Origin of the sequence: Actinorugispora endophytica, from assembly GCF_004363075.1 — a bacterium.
Lineage (GTDB): Bacteria > Actinomycetota > Actinomycetes > Streptosporangiales > Streptosporangiaceae > Actinorugispora > Actinorugispora endophytica.
This window is the reverse complement of sequence record NZ_SNYN01000041.1, coordinates 1-16,557: the sequence shown is the minus strand read 5'-3', so window position 1 is coordinate 16,557 and position 16,557 is coordinate 1. Positions and strand designations below refer to the sequence as shown.

16 protein-coding genes are annotated in these 16,557 nt (G+C 72.9%); 8 read left to right on the top strand and 8 right to left on the bottom strand.

Going from position 1 to position 16,557, the window contains the following annotated elements; all coding sequences use genetic code 11:
• The first annotated feature begins 212 nt into the window (after positions 1 to 212).
• On the top strand, positions 213 to 521 hold the full coding sequence (locus EV190_RS23170; protein WP_133743740.1) for a hypothetical protein: 309 nt from the start codon (positions 213 to 215) through the stop codon (positions 519 to 521).
• 27 nt (positions 522 to 548) lie between these two features.
• On the top strand, positions 549 to 896 hold the full coding sequence (locus tag EV190_RS23165) for a hypothetical protein (RefSeq protein WP_133743739.1): 348 nt from the start codon (positions 549 to 551) through the stop codon (positions 894 to 896).
• A gap of 29 nt (positions 897 to 925) precedes the next feature.
• Here EV190_RS23165 and argF read toward each other — a convergent pair whose 3' ends face one another.
• Positions 926 to 1,930, bottom strand: coding sequence for an ornithine carbamoyltransferase (gene argF / locus EV190_RS23160; protein WP_133743738.1), 1,005 nt, complete (start codon positions 1,928 to 1,930; stop codon positions 926 to 928).
• A gap of 97 nt (positions 1,931 to 2,027) precedes the next feature.
• Positions 2,028 to 3,248, bottom strand: a complete 1,221-nt coding sequence (locus EV190_RS23155; RefSeq protein WP_133743737.1) for an arginine deiminase — start codon at positions 3,246 to 3,248, stop codon at positions 2,028 to 2,030.
• 224 nt (positions 3,249 to 3,472) lie between these two features.
• On the opposite strand from EV190_RS23155, the gene EV190_RS23150 reads away from it, so the two are divergent.
• Positions 3,473 to 4,345, top strand: a complete 873-nt coding sequence (locus EV190_RS23150) for an EamA family transporter (RefSeq protein ID WP_133743741.1) — start codon at positions 3,473 to 3,475, stop codon at positions 4,343 to 4,345.
• Between the two features lie 13 nt (positions 4,346 to 4,358).
• Here the strand turns inward: EV190_RS23150 and EV190_RS23600 are convergent, their stop codons facing one another.
• Both EV190_RS23600 and EV190_RS23145 read right to left on the bottom strand, forming a co-directional pair.
• Positions 4,359 to 4,526 (bottom strand): hypothetical protein, encoded by a 168-nt coding sequence (locus EV190_RS23600; RefSeq protein ID WP_166655534.1) that lies wholly within the window; start codon positions 4,524 to 4,526, stop codon positions 4,359 to 4,361.
• Between the two features lies 1 nt (position 4,527).
• Positions 4,528 to 4,773, bottom strand: coding sequence for a helix-turn-helix domain-containing protein (locus EV190_RS23145; protein ID WP_133743736.1), 246 nt, complete (start codon positions 4,771 to 4,773; stop codon positions 4,528 to 4,530).
• Between the two features lie 61 nt (positions 4,774 to 4,834).
• Between EV190_RS23145 and EV190_RS23140 the strand changes: the two genes are divergently transcribed.
• Complete coding sequence (locus EV190_RS23140) at positions 4,835 to 5,896, top strand: COX15/CtaA family protein (protein ID WP_133743735.1); 1,062 nt, start codon at positions 4,835 to 4,837, stop codon at positions 5,894 to 5,896.
• Here EV190_RS23140 and EV190_RS23135 read toward each other — a convergent pair.
• The gene (locus EV190_RS23135; RefSeq protein WP_133743734.1) at positions 5,847 to 7,178 is read right to left on the bottom strand and encodes a PrsW family intramembrane metalloprotease; all 1,332 of its coding nucleotides are present in this window, start codon (positions 7,176 to 7,178) and stop codon (positions 5,847 to 5,849) included. The two genes, EV190_RS23140 and EV190_RS23135, sit on opposite strands and share 50 nt — an antisense overlap.
• A 495-nt stretch (positions 7,179 to 7,673) precedes the next feature.
• Between EV190_RS23135 and EV190_RS23130 the strand changes: the two genes are divergently transcribed.
• On the top strand, positions 7,674 to 8,594 hold the full coding sequence (locus EV190_RS23130; RefSeq protein ID WP_133743733.1) for a nitroreductase/quinone reductase family protein: 921 nt from the start codon (positions 7,674 to 7,676) through the stop codon (positions 8,592 to 8,594).
• Positions 8,595 to 8,872: 278 nt separating this feature from the next.
• On the opposite strand, the gene EV190_RS23125 is transcribed toward EV190_RS23130, so the two are convergent.
• The gene (locus tag EV190_RS23125) at positions 8,873 to 9,436 is read right to left on the bottom strand and encodes a dihydrofolate reductase family protein (protein ID WP_133743732.1); all 564 of its coding nucleotides are present in this window, start codon (positions 9,434 to 9,436) and stop codon (positions 8,873 to 8,875) included.
• Positions 9,437 to 9,713: 277 nt separating this feature from the next.
• Positions 9,714 to 10,382, bottom strand: coding sequence for a TetR/AcrR family transcriptional regulator (locus EV190_RS23120; RefSeq protein ID WP_133743731.1), 669 nt, complete (start codon positions 10,380 to 10,382; stop codon positions 9,714 to 9,716).
• Positions 10,383 to 10,586: 204 nt separating this feature from the next.
• On the opposite strand from EV190_RS23120, the gene EV190_RS23115 reads away from it, so the two are divergent.
• Together EV190_RS23115 and EV190_RS23110 are read left to right on the top strand one after the other, a co-directional pair.
• Entirely contained in the window at positions 10,587 to 12,113 is a 1,527-nt protein-coding gene (locus EV190_RS23115; RefSeq protein ID WP_133743730.1) for a long-chain-fatty-acid--CoA ligase, read from the top strand.
• A gap of 7 nt (positions 12,114 to 12,120) precedes the next feature.
• On the top strand, positions 12,121 to 13,296 hold the full coding sequence (locus EV190_RS23110; RefSeq protein ID WP_133743729.1) for an acyl-CoA dehydrogenase family protein: 1,176 nt from the start codon (positions 12,121 to 12,123) through the stop codon (positions 13,294 to 13,296).
• A gap of 94 nt (positions 13,297 to 13,390) precedes the next feature.
• Here the strand turns inward: EV190_RS23110 and EV190_RS23105 are convergent, their stop codons facing one another.
• Complete coding sequence (locus EV190_RS23105; RefSeq protein WP_133743728.1) at positions 13,391 to 15,175, bottom strand: hypothetical protein; 1,785 nt, start codon at positions 15,173 to 15,175, stop codon at positions 13,391 to 13,393.
• A gap of 370 nt (positions 15,176 to 15,545) precedes the next feature.
• On the opposite strand from EV190_RS23105, the gene EV190_RS23100 reads away from it, so the two are divergent.
• Positions 15,546 to 16,376 carry an SAM-dependent methyltransferase gene (locus EV190_RS23100; RefSeq protein ID WP_279536639.1) on the top strand — a complete coding sequence of 277 codons (831 nt, stop codon included), beginning with the start codon at positions 15,546 to 15,548 and terminating at the stop codon, positions 16,374 to 16,376.
• Positions 16,377 to 16,557 lie beyond the last annotated feature (181 nt).

Here is a 16,557-nt window from a genome sequence, read left to right as displayed (position 1 = left end):
GGGGGGGTTTCTCGCGGGGCTGGGGGGTTTTTGTGGGGGGGGGGGGGGGGGCGCCGGGGGGGGGGGGGGGGCGGCCCCCACCCCCCACGACCGTCAACGGAACCCTCACGCGACGGACATCACGGGCGCGGCCCCGACCCCCACCCGCCGTCGCCGCCCGCCGTGACAGACCCCGACCACCCCCGCGCCGGCAACTCCCTAGACTCCCTGCCGTGGAGTCTCTCGGTGTTCCCTGGTTCGTGCTCGTGCGTCAGATCGGGCCGCCCCTGGTGCTGCTGGCGGTCGGGGCTGTGCTGGTGTGGTGGCGCAGGCCCGCGCGCACGGGGCTGGTCGTGGCGGCGCTGGGCGTGAACCTGCTGGCGGCGGCGCTGCCGTTCCTGTGGATCGGGCTCCAGGTGGGGGCGGGGATCGGCACGCAGACCGCCGCCGGGCTCGTCGTGCTGCTGCTCCAGCCGCTGGTGGCCTTCACCGCCTGGATCCTGCTCCTGGTCGCGGTCCTGGCCCGTCCGTCCGCTTCCTGAGGCCGGGGGCGTCGTTAGGCTGGGTCCGTGACAAGTAGCCTGAGTGTTTTCCTCCCGGTTCTCCTCAGCCACGGACCGGTCTTCCTCATCGCCGTGTTCGGCCTGGTCCTGGCCCTGGCGAACCCGATCCGCTCGCGCGCCCTGGTCGTCGTCGCGATGCTGCTGCTGCTCGTCTCCGCGCTGTTCAGCGGCGGGTGGCAGATCGTGGTCACCTCGGTGATGAGATACGGGGGCGGGGGGACGTTCGCCGGGGCCGATCTGAGCCTCGTCTACGGCCTCGTCGGCCTGGTTTCGACCCTGCTGCAGGTCGCCTGCTGGGCCCTGGTCTTCGTCGCGCTGTTCCGCCCCGGCCCGGCCCGTCCCCCGCGCCCGTGACGTGAGGGCGCCACGGACGCGGGGAGCGCTCAGCCGCCCAGGGTGGCGGCCATGACGGCCTTGATGGTGTGCATCCGGTTCTCGGCCTGGTCGAAGACGATGGACGCGGACGACTCGAACACCTCGTCGGTGACCTCCAGCGCGCTCAGGCCGGTGCGGGCGTGGATGTCGCGGCCCACCTCGGTGCCCAGGTCGTGGAAGGCCGGGAGGCAGTGCAGGAACTTGACGTCGGGGTTCCCGGTGGCCTTGAGCGCCTCGGCGTTGACCTGGTAGGGCAGCAGCTGCCTGATGCGCTCGTCCCACACCTCGGCGGGCTCGCCCATGGACACCCACACGTCGGTGTAGACGAAGTCCGCCCCCGCGAGGCCCGCGGCGACGTCGTCGGTGAAGGTGATCCTCGCCCCGGTGGTCTCGGCGATCGCGCGGGCCGGCGCGGCGACCAGCTCCTCGTCGGGCCACCGCTCCTCGGGCGCCACCATGCGCACGTCCAGGCCCAGCAGGGCGCCCGCGACGGTGAGGGAGTTGCCGAGGTTGTTGCGGGCGTCGCCCATGTAGGCGAGCGTGACCTCGCGCAGCGGCTTGTCGGTGTGCTCGGTGACGGTGAGGAAGTCCGCGAGCGTCTGCGTGGGGTGCCACTCGTCGGTGAGGCCGTTCCACACCGGGACGCCCGCGTGCTCGGCCAGCTCCTCGACCAGTGCCTGGCTGGAGCCCCGGTACTCGATGCCGTCGAACATGCGCCCCAGGACCCGGGCGGTGTCCTTCATGGACTCCTTGTGGCCGATCTGGGAGCCGGAGGGGTCCAGATAGGTGACGTGGGCGCCCTGGTCGTGGGCGGCGACCTCGAAGGCGCACCGGGTCCGGGTGGAGGTCTTCTCGAAGATCAGGGCGATGTTCTTGCCCGTGAGTCGCGGCCGCTCGGTACCCGCGTACTTGGCGGCCTTCAGGTCGGCCGACAGTCCGAGCAGGAACGCGAACTCCTGCGGGGTGAAGTCGAGCTCCTTGACGAAACTGCGGTTGCGCAGGTTGAACGCCATCGCGGCTGGGTCTCCTCTGCTGTCACGTCGATACGTCTGAAAAAATATACATGCTACCGAATACTCATCCGATAGTTTTCCGCGTCCCGGCCCCGCCTCACGCGTCCCGCTCGATCGGGCACGTCATGCAGTGCGGGCCGCCGCGCCCCCGCCCCAGCTCGTTGCCCCGGGTGGTGATGACCTCGACGCCGTTCCTGCGCAGGTAGGCGTTGGAGGTGACGTTGCGCTCGTACGCCAGGACCACGCCGGGCTCCAGCGCGAAGACGTTGCAGCCGTCGTCCCACTGCTCGCGCTCGGAGGAGAACACGTCCTGGGTGGGCGTGAGCACCCTGATGTCGTCCACCCCCGCCGCCGCGGCGATGGCCCGGTGCATGTCGTCGGGGGCGTGGTCGGTGATCTTGAGCTCCTTGTCGTTGTCGCCCGGCTCGATCGTGTAGGAGGGGAGCATGCCCAGGCCCGCGTACTTGGTGAAGACGCCGTAGTCCACGTTGGTCATGACGGTGTCCAGGTGCATGACGGCGCGCGCCTTGGGCATCCACAGGCCCAGGACGCGCTCGGCGCCGCCCCGGGCGAACAGCTCGCGCGCCAGCAGCTCCACGGCCTGGGGCCGGGTGCGCTCGCTCAGCCCGATCAGCACCGAGCCGTTGCCGATCGGCATGACGTCGCCGCCCTCGATGGTGGCCGGGGCCCACGCGCCGCCCGGGTTCCACACCTCGAAGTCGGCCCCGGCGAACATCGGGTGCCACCGGTAGACCGCCTCGTAGTGCGTGGTCTCGCGCATGCGGGCCTTCTTGCGCATGGCGTTGACGGACACCCCGCCGTAGATCCAGCACGAGGTGTCGCGGGTGAAGAGGTGGTTGGGCAGCGGGGGCAGCACGAAGGCGTCGTCGTCCAGGGTGTGGAACCACACGGACCGGGGCTCGCTCACCCGCTCCAGCAGCTCGCGCTTGGTGATGCCGCCGACGAGGAAACGGCGCAGCGTGGTCAGGTCCATCGCGTCGAAGCCGTTGCGGATGGCGTCCAGTGCCAGCGGCCCGTAGAAGCGCTCGTCCAGGACCTGGTCCAGGATGTACGCCCTGGCCTCGGGGATCTCCAGGACCGTCTGGAGCAGTTCGCCGAACAGGTGCACGGCCACGCCGCGGTCGCGCAGGTGCCGGACGAAGTCGTCGTGCTCCTCGCGGGCGCGCTGCACCCACAGCAGGTCGTCGAAGAGCAGGGCGTCCTTGTTGCCGGGGGTGAGCCGCTTCAGTTCCAGGTCGGGCCGGTGCACGATGACCTGGCGCAGGCGGCCGACCTCGGAGTCGACGGAAAAGGCCATTGCTCCTCGTTCTCTGTCGGACCCCTCGTGGGGGGCTGCGCCCCGGCCGCGCGGGGTGGGGGCGGCCGGGGCGGACGGTTCGACGGCTGTGCCCGAGTGCCTTCCCTCCGGACGCCCTCCTTACCCCCGGTCGGGCGCGCGGCCTGCGCGCGCCCGTCCCGGCGGACTTCGTAGGATGATCCGTTGTGACCGCCGAATCCGCAGCCGACCGCCCCCGCCCGTCCCTGTCGGGGCTGCTCCCCCGCGCCTCGGCGCTGGCGCGCACCGCCGGGGACACGATCCCGCCGACCTGGCTGGTGCTGGTCGGCATCCTGTCGGTGCAGCTGGGCGCGGGCGTCGCCAAGAACCTGTTCGGGGTGCTGCCGCCCGGCGCGGTGGTGTGGCTGCGGCTCCTCACCTCGGCGCTGGTCCTGCTCGCCGTGGCCCGTCCCGCGCTGCGCGGGCGCACCCGCGCGGACTGGCTGGTGGTCACCGGTTTCGGGGTGTCGCTGGCCACCATGAACTACGCGATCTACGAGTCGTTCGCGCGCATCCCGCTGGGCGTCGCGGTGACCATCGAGTTCCTGGGGCCGCTGGCGGTGGCAGTGGCCGGGTCCAGGCGCCGGGTCGACCTGGTGTGGGTGGCGCTGGCCGGGACCGGGGTCTTCCTGCTGGGGCGCGGCGGGGGCGACGTCAACCTCGCGGGCGTGGCGTTCGCGCTGCTGGCGGGCGCGGCGTGGGCGGCGTACATCCTGCTCAGCGCGGCCACCGGGCGGCGCTTCTCCGGCACCTCGGGGCTGGCGGTCGCCAGCGTGGTGGGCGTGGTCATGATCGCGCCCGTGGGCGTGGCCCAGGGCGGCGCGGCCCTGCTGGACCCCCGGCTGCTGCTGATCGGCCTGGCCGTGGGCCTGCTGTCGTCGGTGGTGCCGTACACCCTGGAGATGCAGGCGCTGCGCCGGATGCCGCCGCGCGTGTTCGGCATCCTGATGAGCCTGGAGCCGGCGGCCGCGGCCCTGATGGGCGTGCTGCTGGGCGAGTTCCTGTCGCCGTGGCAGTGGGTGGCGATGGCCTGCGTGACCGCCGCGAGCGCGGGCGCGACCCGCTCCTCCCGCACCTGACCGGTTCTCCGGCCTACTCCGACCTCGGTTCGGCCACGGTCCGGACCGGACCGCCGCGTTCCAGACGGGAGAGGACATCGTCGACGCTGCCGGGCGGCTTGCGCCAGGAGTCGGCGATCCGCTGAGCGCAGGACCAAACGACCTTCCGGTCCAGGTGGATCCGGTCGACGACGAAGGCCACATCAGTCGGGACCCGGTTCCCGGTTCATGGCCGCCAACTCGTCAGCGGCCCCGCGCCCGCGCTGGTCGTCGCGGCGCGTGTGGTCGAGGAGGGAGTCCGCCCGCACCCGGCGATGCGTCCCCGCCTTGCGGTACTCGATCTCTCCCGTGTCGAGCAGAGCGATGAGGTGCGGCCGTGAGACGTTCAGCGTGTCCGCGGCCTCCCGGGTCGTCAACTCCGCGTGCGCGGGGACGGGGGCTCCGACCACAGCTCACCGCGTCCGCCGGGGTCAGCGGGGGCTCGGGAAAGCCTCTACTACAGTGTGTCGTATGACTGGCTCTCCCATTCCCCGCGCGCTCGCGGCGGAGGACATCGTGATCCTGAACCTGCCGCTGTGGGTGTGGCAGGTGGCCCTGTGCGTCGTCGGGGTGGTGGCGCTGGTGCTGCTGGCGCGCACCATCTGGGAGCCCACGACGCGGTCGCTGCGCTGGTGGGCGCTGGGCAACGTCGTCGTCAACTCCGGGATCGCGGTGACGGGCGCGACCGTGCGGGTCACCTCCTCGGGGCTGGGCTGCTCGGAGTGGCCCAAGTGCACACCCGACAGCTTCGTGCCGGTCGGAGTGGAGCACGCCGCGCTGAACGCCGCCATCGAGTTCGGCAACCGGACGCTGACCTTCCTGGTGCTGGCCGTGGGGGTGATCGTGTTCGTGGCGACGCTGCGGCTGCGGCCCCGCAGGCGCGACCTGACGGTCATGGCGACGGTGATCCCGATCGGGGTGCTGGGCCAGGCCGTGGTCGGCGGCATCACCGTGTGGTCGGACCTGCACCCGGCCTCGGTGGGCGGGCACTTCCTGCTGTCGGTCCTCGTGGTCATCCTGACCATGGCCTACTACGTGCGGTGCCGCGAGCCCGAGGGCGTACTGCGCCCGACCGTGCGGCCGTGGCTGCGCCGCGCCGCCTCCGCGCTGGTCCCGCTGGGGCTGGTCCTGATCGTGGCCGGGATCGTGGTCACCGGCACCGGTCCGCACGGCGGGGACGCCGCCGCGCCGCGCTGGGGCTTCGACCTGGAGGCGGTGACCCGGGTCCACTCGGGGCTCGCCTGGATCACCACCGCGCTGGCCGTGGCCGTGCTGGTGGGAGCGATCCTCACCCGCGCGCCGCGACCGGTGCGCGTCCAGGCGTGGCTGCTGCTCGCCTCGGTGCTGGGCCAGGCCGCGCTCGGCTACGTCCAGTACCTCCTGGGCCTGCCCGAGTGGCTGGTCGTTCTGCACGTGCTCGGGTCGACGCTGGTGTGGACGGCGATCCTGAGGCTGTACTTCGGCACCGCCGAGCGCGTCGCCGTCACCACCCCGGAGGCCGCTGCGGGGGCGGAGGCTGCTGCCAGCCGCTAGCCCCCGGGGGCGGCTGCGGGGGCATGTCACCACGCTGGGCGTGCGCCTGGGCGATGACGTGCGCGAAGTCCGAGCGCCGCAGGAAGCCCGAGTCGGTGGGCTTCTCCACCCACGTGGGCGCGGCGGGCCGGACGGCGCGGCCGATGAACGCCTCGCGCGCCACGTGCATGAGCGCCAGGAACGCGTCGCGCCGCTCCCACCACGCGGCCCCCGCCACACCGCGGTCGATCCGCTGGTGCAGGAGCGCGAGTTCGGTCGCGGCCAGCTGGTAGTCCTCCATCGCCCGGCGCCCGCGCGGGCCGGCGTTGCGCCGCGCCCAGGCGCGGGCCGCCTTGCGACCGCCCATCGAGCTGAGCATCCGCACGTCGGCGGGGGTGACCAGCCCGGTGGGCAGGTAGGGCGGCAGGTAGCGGGCGATGGCAGCGACCTGGCGGTGGCGGTCGCGCACGGCCACGGAGACGACGGCGACCAGGACGCAGAACAGGATCGCGTAGGCGACGCCGAGCCCGACCCAGCCGAACACGGTGGAGCCGTTCCACAGCGCGTGCAGCAGGACCGCGCCGACCCAGCCCAGGAACGGCATGAACACGCGGCCCGCGCCGCGGTGGGTGGCGGCGTAGGCCACGCCCAGCCCGATCATCGCGGTGTACAGCGGGTGGCCCAGCGGCGCGACGAGCCCGCGCAGCACGAACGTGAACGCGAACCCGGCGAAGCCGTCGGAGAACAGCGCGCCCAGGAAGTAGGAGACGTTCTCGGTGAACGCGAAGCCGGTGGCGACCATGGCCGCGTAGACCACGCCGTCGGTGGCCGAGTCGATCTCGCCCCGGCGGCGCCACAGCAGCAACAGCAGGACCAGGCCCTTGGCGCTCTCCTCCACCAGCGGCGCGCCCACGGCCGCCGTGACGTAGGAGCCGACGTCCTCGCCGAACAGCGGGACGGTGTACAGCTCCATGCCGACGGTGTTGAGGGCGAACGACGCCACCACCGCCACGCCCGCGCCCCACAGGAACGCGAACAGCAGCACCGAGTTCGGCTCGGGTTCGAGCCGGTCGAGCAGCAGGATGAGCGGGACGAGGACGGTGACCGGGATGACGGCCGCGACGAGGCTGACGAAGAACGCGACCACCCCGGCGGTGCCGCCGCCGGCGAATCCGGTGAGCAGCAGGTAGCCGAGCATCAGCAGCATGCACAGCACGCTCAGCGCGATGCCGACGATCAGCCCGACGGAGTGTCTCCCGGGCTTGCGACCTTCGAGGATCGCTCTGGTGTCAAGGGCAGGCATGGTGTACGAGCGTAGCGTTCCCGGGTGACGGAACCGAGGAGCCCCGGCCCCTGGCGGGGAGCTTCGGCGCGGGAGTCGGACCGCCAACAGGGCTCCCCGACCCGCCGTGGCCGCACCCGGCCAACCGCGTTGACAGGCGTCCACCGGATCGCTGTAATAGCTGCGCGTGCCACGTGACGCCGACCGGAGAGCAGTGGGCAGGTCGGTGGTCGGGCGAGCACGCTGACCCGAGGGACGATGCCATGAGCTCATACCACGCCTGACGCGAGCGCCCCCGCCCGTTGTCCCTCGTCCCGTGCGATGCCCCGCACCGCCTGCGGCGTCAGCCCCTCACGCGCCCCCGCCCCGCCCCGCCCCGCCGCGTCCCGGCGGCCGTCCGCGGCTCCGCGTGTCCGATCGACGTCCGTCTCCGGACGAGGGCCCTCGTGCGACCACGCCCGCGTCACCGCCACCCACCACCGCGGACCCCATCACCTCTTTGGAGACCCACACCGTATGTCCACATCCTTCAACCAGCCGATCATCGACGAGTTCCGCGCCAACGGCGGGAAGGTCGGCGGCCCCTTCGAGGGCGGCGACCTCCTCCTGCTGACCACCACCGGCGCCAGGTCCGGGAAGGAGCACACCACTCCCCTCGGCTACGTCCGCGACGGCGAACTGCTGCTGGTCGTCGGGTCGGCGGGCGGCTCCGACCGGCACCCCGCCTGGTACCACAACGTGCTCGCCCACCCCATGGTGCGCGTCGAGGTCGGCACCGAGGAGTTCGGCGCGATCGCGGTCCCGGCCGAGGGCGAGCGACGCGACCGGCTGTTCGAGCACGTGGTGCGCTCGGCGCCCGGCTACGCCGACTACCAGGCCGGAACCGACCGGATCCTGCCGGTCGTGGTACTGGAGCGCTCCGAGCCGGAGACGGGCGAAGAGGCGGGCGAGGCCGCCAACCTCGCCGAGAAGCTCGTGCAGATCCACACCTGGCTGCGCTCGCAGCTGCGGCACGTGCGCGCCGAGGCCGACGCGCACTTCGCCGAGCGGGAGGCCCACCAGGGCCCGGGCGCCCCGCCCACGCCGGGGCTGGGACTGCAGCTGCGCCAGCACTGCCTGGCGTTCTGCGAGTCGCTGGAGTTCCACCACACCAGCGAGGACGCGCACATGTTCCCCACGCTGGCGGCCCAGCACCCGCACCTGGCCGGCGCGATCGACCGGCTCCGCGCCGAGCACCGGACGGTCGAGCGCATCCAGGGCGAGCTGTCCGCACTGCTGGCCGACATCGGCTCCGCCGACCCCGGGCGCTTCCGCGCGGAACTGGACCGGATGTCGGAGGAGCTGACCAAGCACCTCGACTACGAGGAGGAGGTCCTCATCCCGGTGCTGGCCCAGATCCCGTTCCCGCCGGTCCCCGCCGAGGGCGCCGCCCCCTGACGGACGACACCCGGAGGATGGTGGCGGCCTCGTTCGCGGCCGCCACCGCCCTCCCCCGTCCGCAGAAGGGGCCTGCTCGATGGTCTTGAGTTTTCTGCCCGTTTCGGGGCCTGAAACGGACAGAAAGCCCAAGATCGTCCCGAGCGGGGGCAGAAGCAGTCCCCGGTCCGTCCGACTCGGCTCCGCCAGACGGTGGTTCACACCGCTTCGCGTAGGCCATTTCGCTGAGGGGGCAACACCGGCGGCCCGTTCTTCCCAGGGGTCGGCGGACCAGTCGGCTAACGCGCCACGCGGTAGCGGAGGTGGACGACTCCTGAGCTGAAGGCGCGGGTCTCGACCAGTTCGAGATCCACCCGGCGCTCGTGCCGGGGGAAGAACGGAATGCCGCCGCCGACCAGCACCGGGTAGACCCTGGCCCGGTACTCGTCGATCAGACCCAACGCGGCCGCCTCGGCGGCGAGGGTCGCGCCGCCGATCGCGATGTTGCCGTCCCCCGGCTCGGCTCGCGATCGCTCGATCTCCTCCGCCAGGCCGCCGGAGGCCAGGCGGGCGTTGCCCTGCACCGCCGACAGCGTTGTGGAGAACACCACCTTGGGGAGCGCCCTCCAGACCGCGGCGAACCCGAGCGTCGAGAAGTCGAGCGACGGATTCTGGTCGACGGTCTCCCAGTACCGCATCGTCTCGTACAGCCGCCGTCCCAACAGGTGAACACCGGCCTCTCGCACCTCGTCGGTAGCGAAGCGAAAGACCTCCTCGTCGGGCGGCGTCCAGTCGAAGCCGCCGTCCGGCCCGACGACGTAGCCGTCCAGTGAGACGCCCATCGAATACGTCACGCTGCGCATCAGAGGTCCTCCTCGGTACGGTTCCAACAGTATGACCGCCGGACGCCGCAGGACTCACCGCAACGCGAGATCCACTGGGTCGAGTCACCTCACGAGACCATTCCGTTGAGGAAACCTCAGTGATGTTCCAGGTCCATTCCGGGTTTCTGTGACACGGGAGACAGCGGCTGGCCCACCACCCGACCGAACCCGACCACCCCGACCGGCCCCGGACAGGGCTTCGGAAGCCGTCGGCGCGCTCCTGCGAGACCCACTCCCCGCCCGTCGACTGCCGGCCTCAGGGAGAGTCGGTGGCGGGGGCCTCGGCGGGACGCGCCTGGCGCGCCGCCTCCGGGTAGAGCGTCTCCAGGCCCGCGACGAACGCCTTCAGGGCGAGTTCGAAGCCCTCCTCGTCGATCTCGGCGGCGAGCTCGGGCAGGCGGTGGGCCTGGGAGAGGTTGGGGTAGCGGTCCTGGTAGACGCGCGCGTCGGCGTCGAAGCCCCGGGCGAAGGAGTTGATGGCCGCGCCCACCACCAGGTAGCGGGCCGAGGCGCCGATCATGGTGGCCTGCCGCGCGGGCCACCCCGCCGCGACCAGGCCGCCGTGGACCGCGTCGGCGCGGCGCAGCGCCTCCTCGCGCCGCCCCGGCCCCCCGGCGATGAACGCGACCATGTTGGGGTGCGCGGCCAGGGCGTCGCGGTAGGAGCGCGCCCACAGCGTGAGCCCGCGCCTCCAGTCCCCGCCCCCGAACCCGGAGACGTCGATCCCGGCGGTGATCCGGTCGACGACGTCGTGCAGCAGGTCGTCCTTGTTCCGGTAGTGGCTGTACAGCGACGGGGCCCGGACGCCGAGCTCCTGCGCGAGCTTGCGCATGGACAGCCCCTCCATCCCGTCCCTGTCGACCAGCCCCAGCGCGGCGTCCTGGATGCGCGTCCGGCTCAGAAGCGGCGCCTTCGGTCGAGCCACCGACGAACCCCCTGTTCTCTCGCCCACGTCATCGGCCGTTCGGCCGTCCTCCAGTATCGGCCAGGGCCCGGCCCCGCGCGGCGGCGCCGGGGTCTGGCCCTACAAACCGAACACTGTTAGGTTAAATGTGGCGCGCGTCTCTCTCCCGTTGAGCCCGCGGGCGCCCCCAGCCATGCCCCGCCAGCCATCCACCGAAGGAGCACGATGCAACTCTCGCTCGCCGCGGTCCTGGCCGAAGCCGCGCGCCGGAGCCCCGAGCACGTCGCGATCGTCACCGACCGGGAGCGGATCACCTACGCCGGCCTGTGGCAGGACGGCCTCCGGCACGCGGCCGCCCTCCAATCCCTGGGCGTCTCCCCCGGCGACCGCGTCGCCCTGCTCGCGGGCAACGTCACCGACTTCGCGCGCTGCTACTACGGCGTCCTCGCCGCGGGGGCGACCGTGGTGACCATCCCGCCGATGCTCAGCCCCGAGGAGGCCGGGTACCTGCTCTCCGACAGCGGGGCCTCCCTCGTCCTGGCGCGCGGCGAGTTCGCCGGGCTCGCGCGCGCCGCCGCGGACTCCTCCGGCGTCCCGGTGCGCACGCTGGGCGAGCCGCACCGCCCCGACGCGCTCGAACCGGTCGTCGAGGCGAGCGAGCCGCTGGTCTCCTACGTGTCGCGCGCCCCCGACGACGTCGCCGTGGTCTTCTACACCAGCGGGACGACCGGCAGACCCAAGGGCGCCCTGCTCACCCACCTCAACCTGGTCATGAACGCCACCGTCAACGCCTTCGACGCCCACCCGCTCAGCGGGGACGACGTGGTCCTGGGCTGCCTGCCGCTGTTCCACACCTTCGGCCAGTCCGTCGCCATGAACACCACGTTCCGGGTCGGCGCCACCCTGGTGCTGCAGGAGCGCTTCGACCCCGACGACGCGATCGACCTGATGCGCGCCGAAGGCGTGACCGTCTTCGACGGCGTCCCCACGATGTTCGTGCGCCTGGCCGAGGCGGCGGCGCGCCGCGACGACGCGCCCTCGCTGCGCTTCTGCGTCTCCGGCGGCGCGTCGCTGCCGGTCGTGGTGCTGGACCGGTTCGAGAAGGCGTTCTCCACCACGCTGTACGAGGGGTACGGGCTGTCGGAGACCTCGCCCACGGCCAGCGTCAACCAGCCGCTCTTCGGCACCCGCGCGGGCTCTGTCGGGCACCCGATCTGGGGCGTGGAGGTGGAGATCGCCCGCGCCGACGTCGACGAGCGCGTCGCGCTGCTCAAGACCGGCGAGCACGGCGAGATCGTGGTCCGCGGCCACAACGTCTTCGCCGGGTACCTCAACGCGCCCGAGGCCACGGCCGCCGCCGTCGTGGACGGCTGGTTCCGCACCGGCGACATCGGCTTCAAGGACGCCGAGGGCTTCGTGCACATCGTGGACCGCAAGAAGGACCTCATCATCCGCGGCGGGTTCAACGTCTACCCGCGCGAGGTCGAGGAGGCCCTGATGCGGTTCCCGGGGATCGCCCAGGTCGCGGTGATCGGCCTCCCCGACGCCGAACTCGGCGAGGAGGTGTGCGCGGTGGTGGTGCCCGCCGAGGACGGGGGCGTGGACACCGCGGCGCTGGATGCCTGGGCGCGCGAGCACCTGGGCAAGCACAAGTACCCGCGCAGGGTGGAGGTCGTGACCGATCTTCCGCTGGGTCCGAGCCACAAGGTACTCAAGCGCGAGCTGCGTGCGCGCTTCGGGGGAGAGAACTAGAGGAGCCATGGTCGATTTCGCACTGACCGAGGAGCAGCGGGCGATCCGCGACTGGGTGCGCACTTTCGTCGAGCGTGAGATCATCCCGCTCGAGCAGGAGGTGCTGCGCCGCGAACGCGTCGGCGAGGGGCACGGCCTGACCCGCGAGGAGCTGCGCGGACTTCAGTTGCTCGCCAGGAAGTCGGACTTCTGGGGCGTCCAGACGCCCGTCGAGTACGGCGGCATGGGGCTGGACGCGGTCGCCGCGGCGCTGGTCGAGGTCGAGCTGGGCCGCTCGTTCGTCCCGTTCTCCTTCGGCGGCAACGCCGACAACATCCTGTACCACGCCAACGCCGAACAGCGCGAGCGGTACCTGCTGCCCACGATCTCGGGCGAGCGCAGGTCCTGCTTCGCCATCACCGAGCCCGGCGCGGGCTCGGACGCCAAGGCGATCCGCGCCCGCGCGCACCGCGACGGGTCCGACTGGGTGATCAACGGCGAGAAGACGTTCATCACCGGCGGCAACGAGGCCGACTTCACCATGGTCTTCGCCGTCACCGACCCCGAGAAGGGCGCCGACGGCGGGGTCACCTGCTTCCTGGTCGACCGCGACCAGGGCTGGCGCTCCGAGCCCATCCACACCATGGGCGAGTGGGGTCCGGCCTCGCTGGTCTTCGAGGACGTACGGGTGCCCGAGTCCAGCATCCTGGGCGAGGAGGGCCAGGGCTTCGCGCTGGCGATGAAGTGGATCGGCCGGGGCCGCTACCTGCTGCCCGCGCGCGCCGTCGGCGCCTGCGAACGGCTGCTGGGCATGGCCGTGGAGTACGCCAACACGCGCGAGACCTTCGGCACGCCCATCGCCGAGCGCCAGGCGATCCAGTGGATGATCGCCGACTCCCAGGTGGAGCTGGAGGCGCTGCGGCTGCTGGTGCTGAGCGCGGCCTGGCAGGTCGCCGGCGACCGCGACTCCCGGCACGCCCAGTCCATCGCCAAGCTGTACGGCGGGCAGAAGGCCAACGAGATCGTCGACCGGGTGCTGCAGATCCACGGGGGCATGGGCTACACCCGGGAGCTCCCCGTCGAGCGCTGGTACCGCGAGCTGCGGCTGCTGCGCATCTACGAGGGCACCGACGAGATCCAGCGCCGCGCCATCGCGCGCGACCTGCTCAAGGGCCACGTCAAGGTGGGCGCCACGCTGGGCTGACGAGAAGTCTCCCTCGGTGATCTCGGCCTTTTCGGGGTCTCAACCGCCTTTGAGACCCCGAAAAGGCCGAGATCACCGAGGGGACTACCGACGCTCAGCCCAGCGCGGCCGCCGCCTTTCCTCCGGCCCACGTCTGGGCGTGCAGGTGGGACTCGGCGGCGGACAGGTAGGTCGTCGCGGCCAGCCAGGCGGCCGCGAAGCGGTCGGGCGGGGGGACGACGGACTCCCCGGTGGGGGTGCGGACGCGTTCGCGGGCCGCCGCCGTGACCGTCGTGAGCAGGGCCGCGGCGGTGGGCAGGTGGTGCTCGCGCAGGCGGGCGTTCAGCGGGGACCGGGACGGCGCCGCCTCGCGGCCCGCCTCGGACAGGCGGGCCAGGACGCGGCCCATCGCGGCCAGGCCCGGGTCCGCGTCCCCGAGCGGGGAGGCGGGCTCCGCCGGGACGGAGGCCGCGGCGGGGCCCGCGACGGTGTCGAGGGAGAGGTTGACGCGCCCCCGCCACGCCTCGGGGAGCGCCAGGCCCTCACCCACCGCGACGGCGACGGGCACCAGCACGCCCGGGCGGTTCGGGACCGGGCGGGCGACGGCGCGCAGCGCCAGGCCGGGCACCGCCGCCAGCCGGGCGAGGTTGCGGGCGCGGAGGCGGTCCTGGGCCCCGCCCGGGGAGAGCACGAGCGCGCGTCCCGTCCCCGCCTCGACGACCGCCACGTCGTCGCCGCCCGCCGGACCGGCGACGACGAGTTCGGCGAAGACCAGGTCCGCGCCGGTGCGGTGCGCGGGGGCGGCCAGTGCCGCGAGGGCGGCGTCGACCTGGGCGTCGAACGGGCGCGCCCACAGCGCCGCCAGCGGCTCGTCGGTCCAGGCGCACCCGGTGGCGGCGGCGGCCGTGGTGGCCGCTCCCCCGCTCAGGCGGCCGTCGGCGCTGGCGCTCACGCGCTGGGCGACCAGCCCCGAGCGGGTCAGGTCCCGGTGGCTCAGCGCGAGCCCGCCGAAGTTCACCGACCCGCCGTAGACGGCGGCCGCCCGCTCGGCCCCGCCCGGGGCGACGTCGCCGACCCGCCACATGCGCGGCGCGCCGTCGGCGAAGGACACCGCGTGCGTGACGACCCCCGCGTACCCCGAGCCGGTGACGACACTCTCGCTGCCCAGCCCGTACAACCGCAGCGACCCGACCTCGGTGTAGGCGCGGCGGCCGATCCCCACGTCGGCCAGAGTCGCGGCGGGCCGGGGCCCGTCGGGGCCGCCGCCGAGCCGCCACGACACGTCGAGCAGGCGGGTCAGGGCCGCGGCGTGCTCGGTGAGGGTGAAGGCGGGGGTGGCGTGGTCGCGCAGGCCGCCGGACACGGTGGTGCAGGCCGCGGCGAGGCGGGGCAGCCGCGCGGCGCGGGCCATGGCGGCCGCGCGCAGGAGCTCCACCCGTTGGACCGCCCCCGCCGCGCGCACCCCCGCGGCCAGGGTGTGGGCCCCCGCGGTCCAGGCGAACCGGGCCGCGGCGCGGATCTCGTCGTCCAGTTCGACGGCGGCGGTGAGGGGATCGTCGGACTCGGGACCGGGATCCGGCGAGGTGGACGGTCCCTCGCCGGTCCCGGACCCCCCTTCTTCCCCCGTGTGCGCGAGCAAACCCGCCACGGACAGCAGATGCAGGCAGCGCGGGCTGAGCAGGCAGGTGCAGCCGACCTGCGCGGCGTCGGTGATCTCGGGCGCCCCCAGCCGGACGGTCTCGCCGCCCGCCGCGACGGCCCACCCGTCGTCTCTGGCGGTCCACGTCCACCCCTCCGCGGCGCGGGGGGCGGCGTCGAGCTTGCGGCGCACCCGGCTGGGGGCGGCGGCGAGGAGTTCGGCGAGCAGACCCGGCTCGATCCGGGGGCGTTCGACGGTCACCTGGAGGGCTCCTTGCAGTGCGTGCGGACGCTGTGGAGCCTACGCGCCGGGGACGACAGGGCCGCGGGGCGGCCGGACGAAGGCCGGACCGGTCCGGCGGAGACGAAACTTCGGTTTTCTCGGTTCTCCGCTAAACGATTCGGACCCGACCGACCAACACGCCCTCCCAGTTCAGGGAAATTGAGCCGACACCATTCCGCGAAACCGGCGTTCACAAACGGGGTGGGGGGCCGAAATCCCCGCAGAGAGGCCTTTCCGAATCCGTATAGTCAAGGACGAACAACGCGCGGACCCCCTGCGCCCCAGGTGATTCTGGAGGACCCCCGTGGCTGGCAAAGGCTTCTCAGGACGGCACCCGTACCCGCACGAGATACCGTCCCCCCCTGATATCGACATGAGCGTTCCGACGGTCGCCCGCACCTACGACGCGCTCCTGGACGGCAAGGACAACTTCACCCCCGACCGCGAAGCCGCCGAGGTGGTGGAGTCGGTCAACCCGGGCACCAAGGCCCTGGCCCGGCAGAACCGGGCGTTCCTGTCCCGGGGGGTGACCTACGTCGCCGAGACCCTGAAGATCGACCAGTTCCTCGACCTGGGCTCGGGCCTGCCCACCGTGGAGAACACCCACCAGGTGGCCCAGCGCGTCAACCCGAACGCGCGCGTGGTGTACGTCGACATCGACCCGATCGTCCTGGCGCACGGGCGCGCGATCCTGGCGGACAACGCCAACACCACGGTGGCCACCAGCGACCTGCGCGACGTGGACGTGGTCCTGGACTCCCCCGAGACCAGGCGGCTGATCGACTTCGACCGGCCGGTGTGCGTCATGCTCGTCAGCCTCCTGCACTGCGTCCCGGACGCTGACGACCCGTGGGGCCTCGTGCGCCGCTACTTCGACCGGCTCGCGCCCGGCTCGGCGCTGGTCATGTCGCACCTGACCTCCGACGACGCCGACGCCGCGCGCGTGTTCACCGAGCACGTGCACGAACTCGGCATGGACTGGGGCCGCGTTCGCTTCCCCGACGAGGTGGCGCACGCGTTCGACTCCCTGGAGCTGGTCTCCCCCACCGCCGACGACTCCGCCGAGCCGGTGCTGGTGGACTGCGTGACCTGGCGCAACGGAGACGTCGCGCCGCTGAAGCGCCCGGCCGACCCCGCGCAGAAGATCTGGGAGCACGCGGGCGTGGGCATCAAGCCCTGACCCTCTCCCGGGCCCCGATGAGCGGGCCCGTCTTTCCCGCCGGGCGGGGGGGGGGGCGGGGGGGGCCCCCCCCCCCCCCCCCCCCCCCGCCCCCCCCCCCCCCCCCCCCCCCCCCCCCCCCCCCCCCCCCCCCCCCACCGCTGGAGTTCGTCGTCCGGCATGGTCCCGCGTTGGCGCGCGT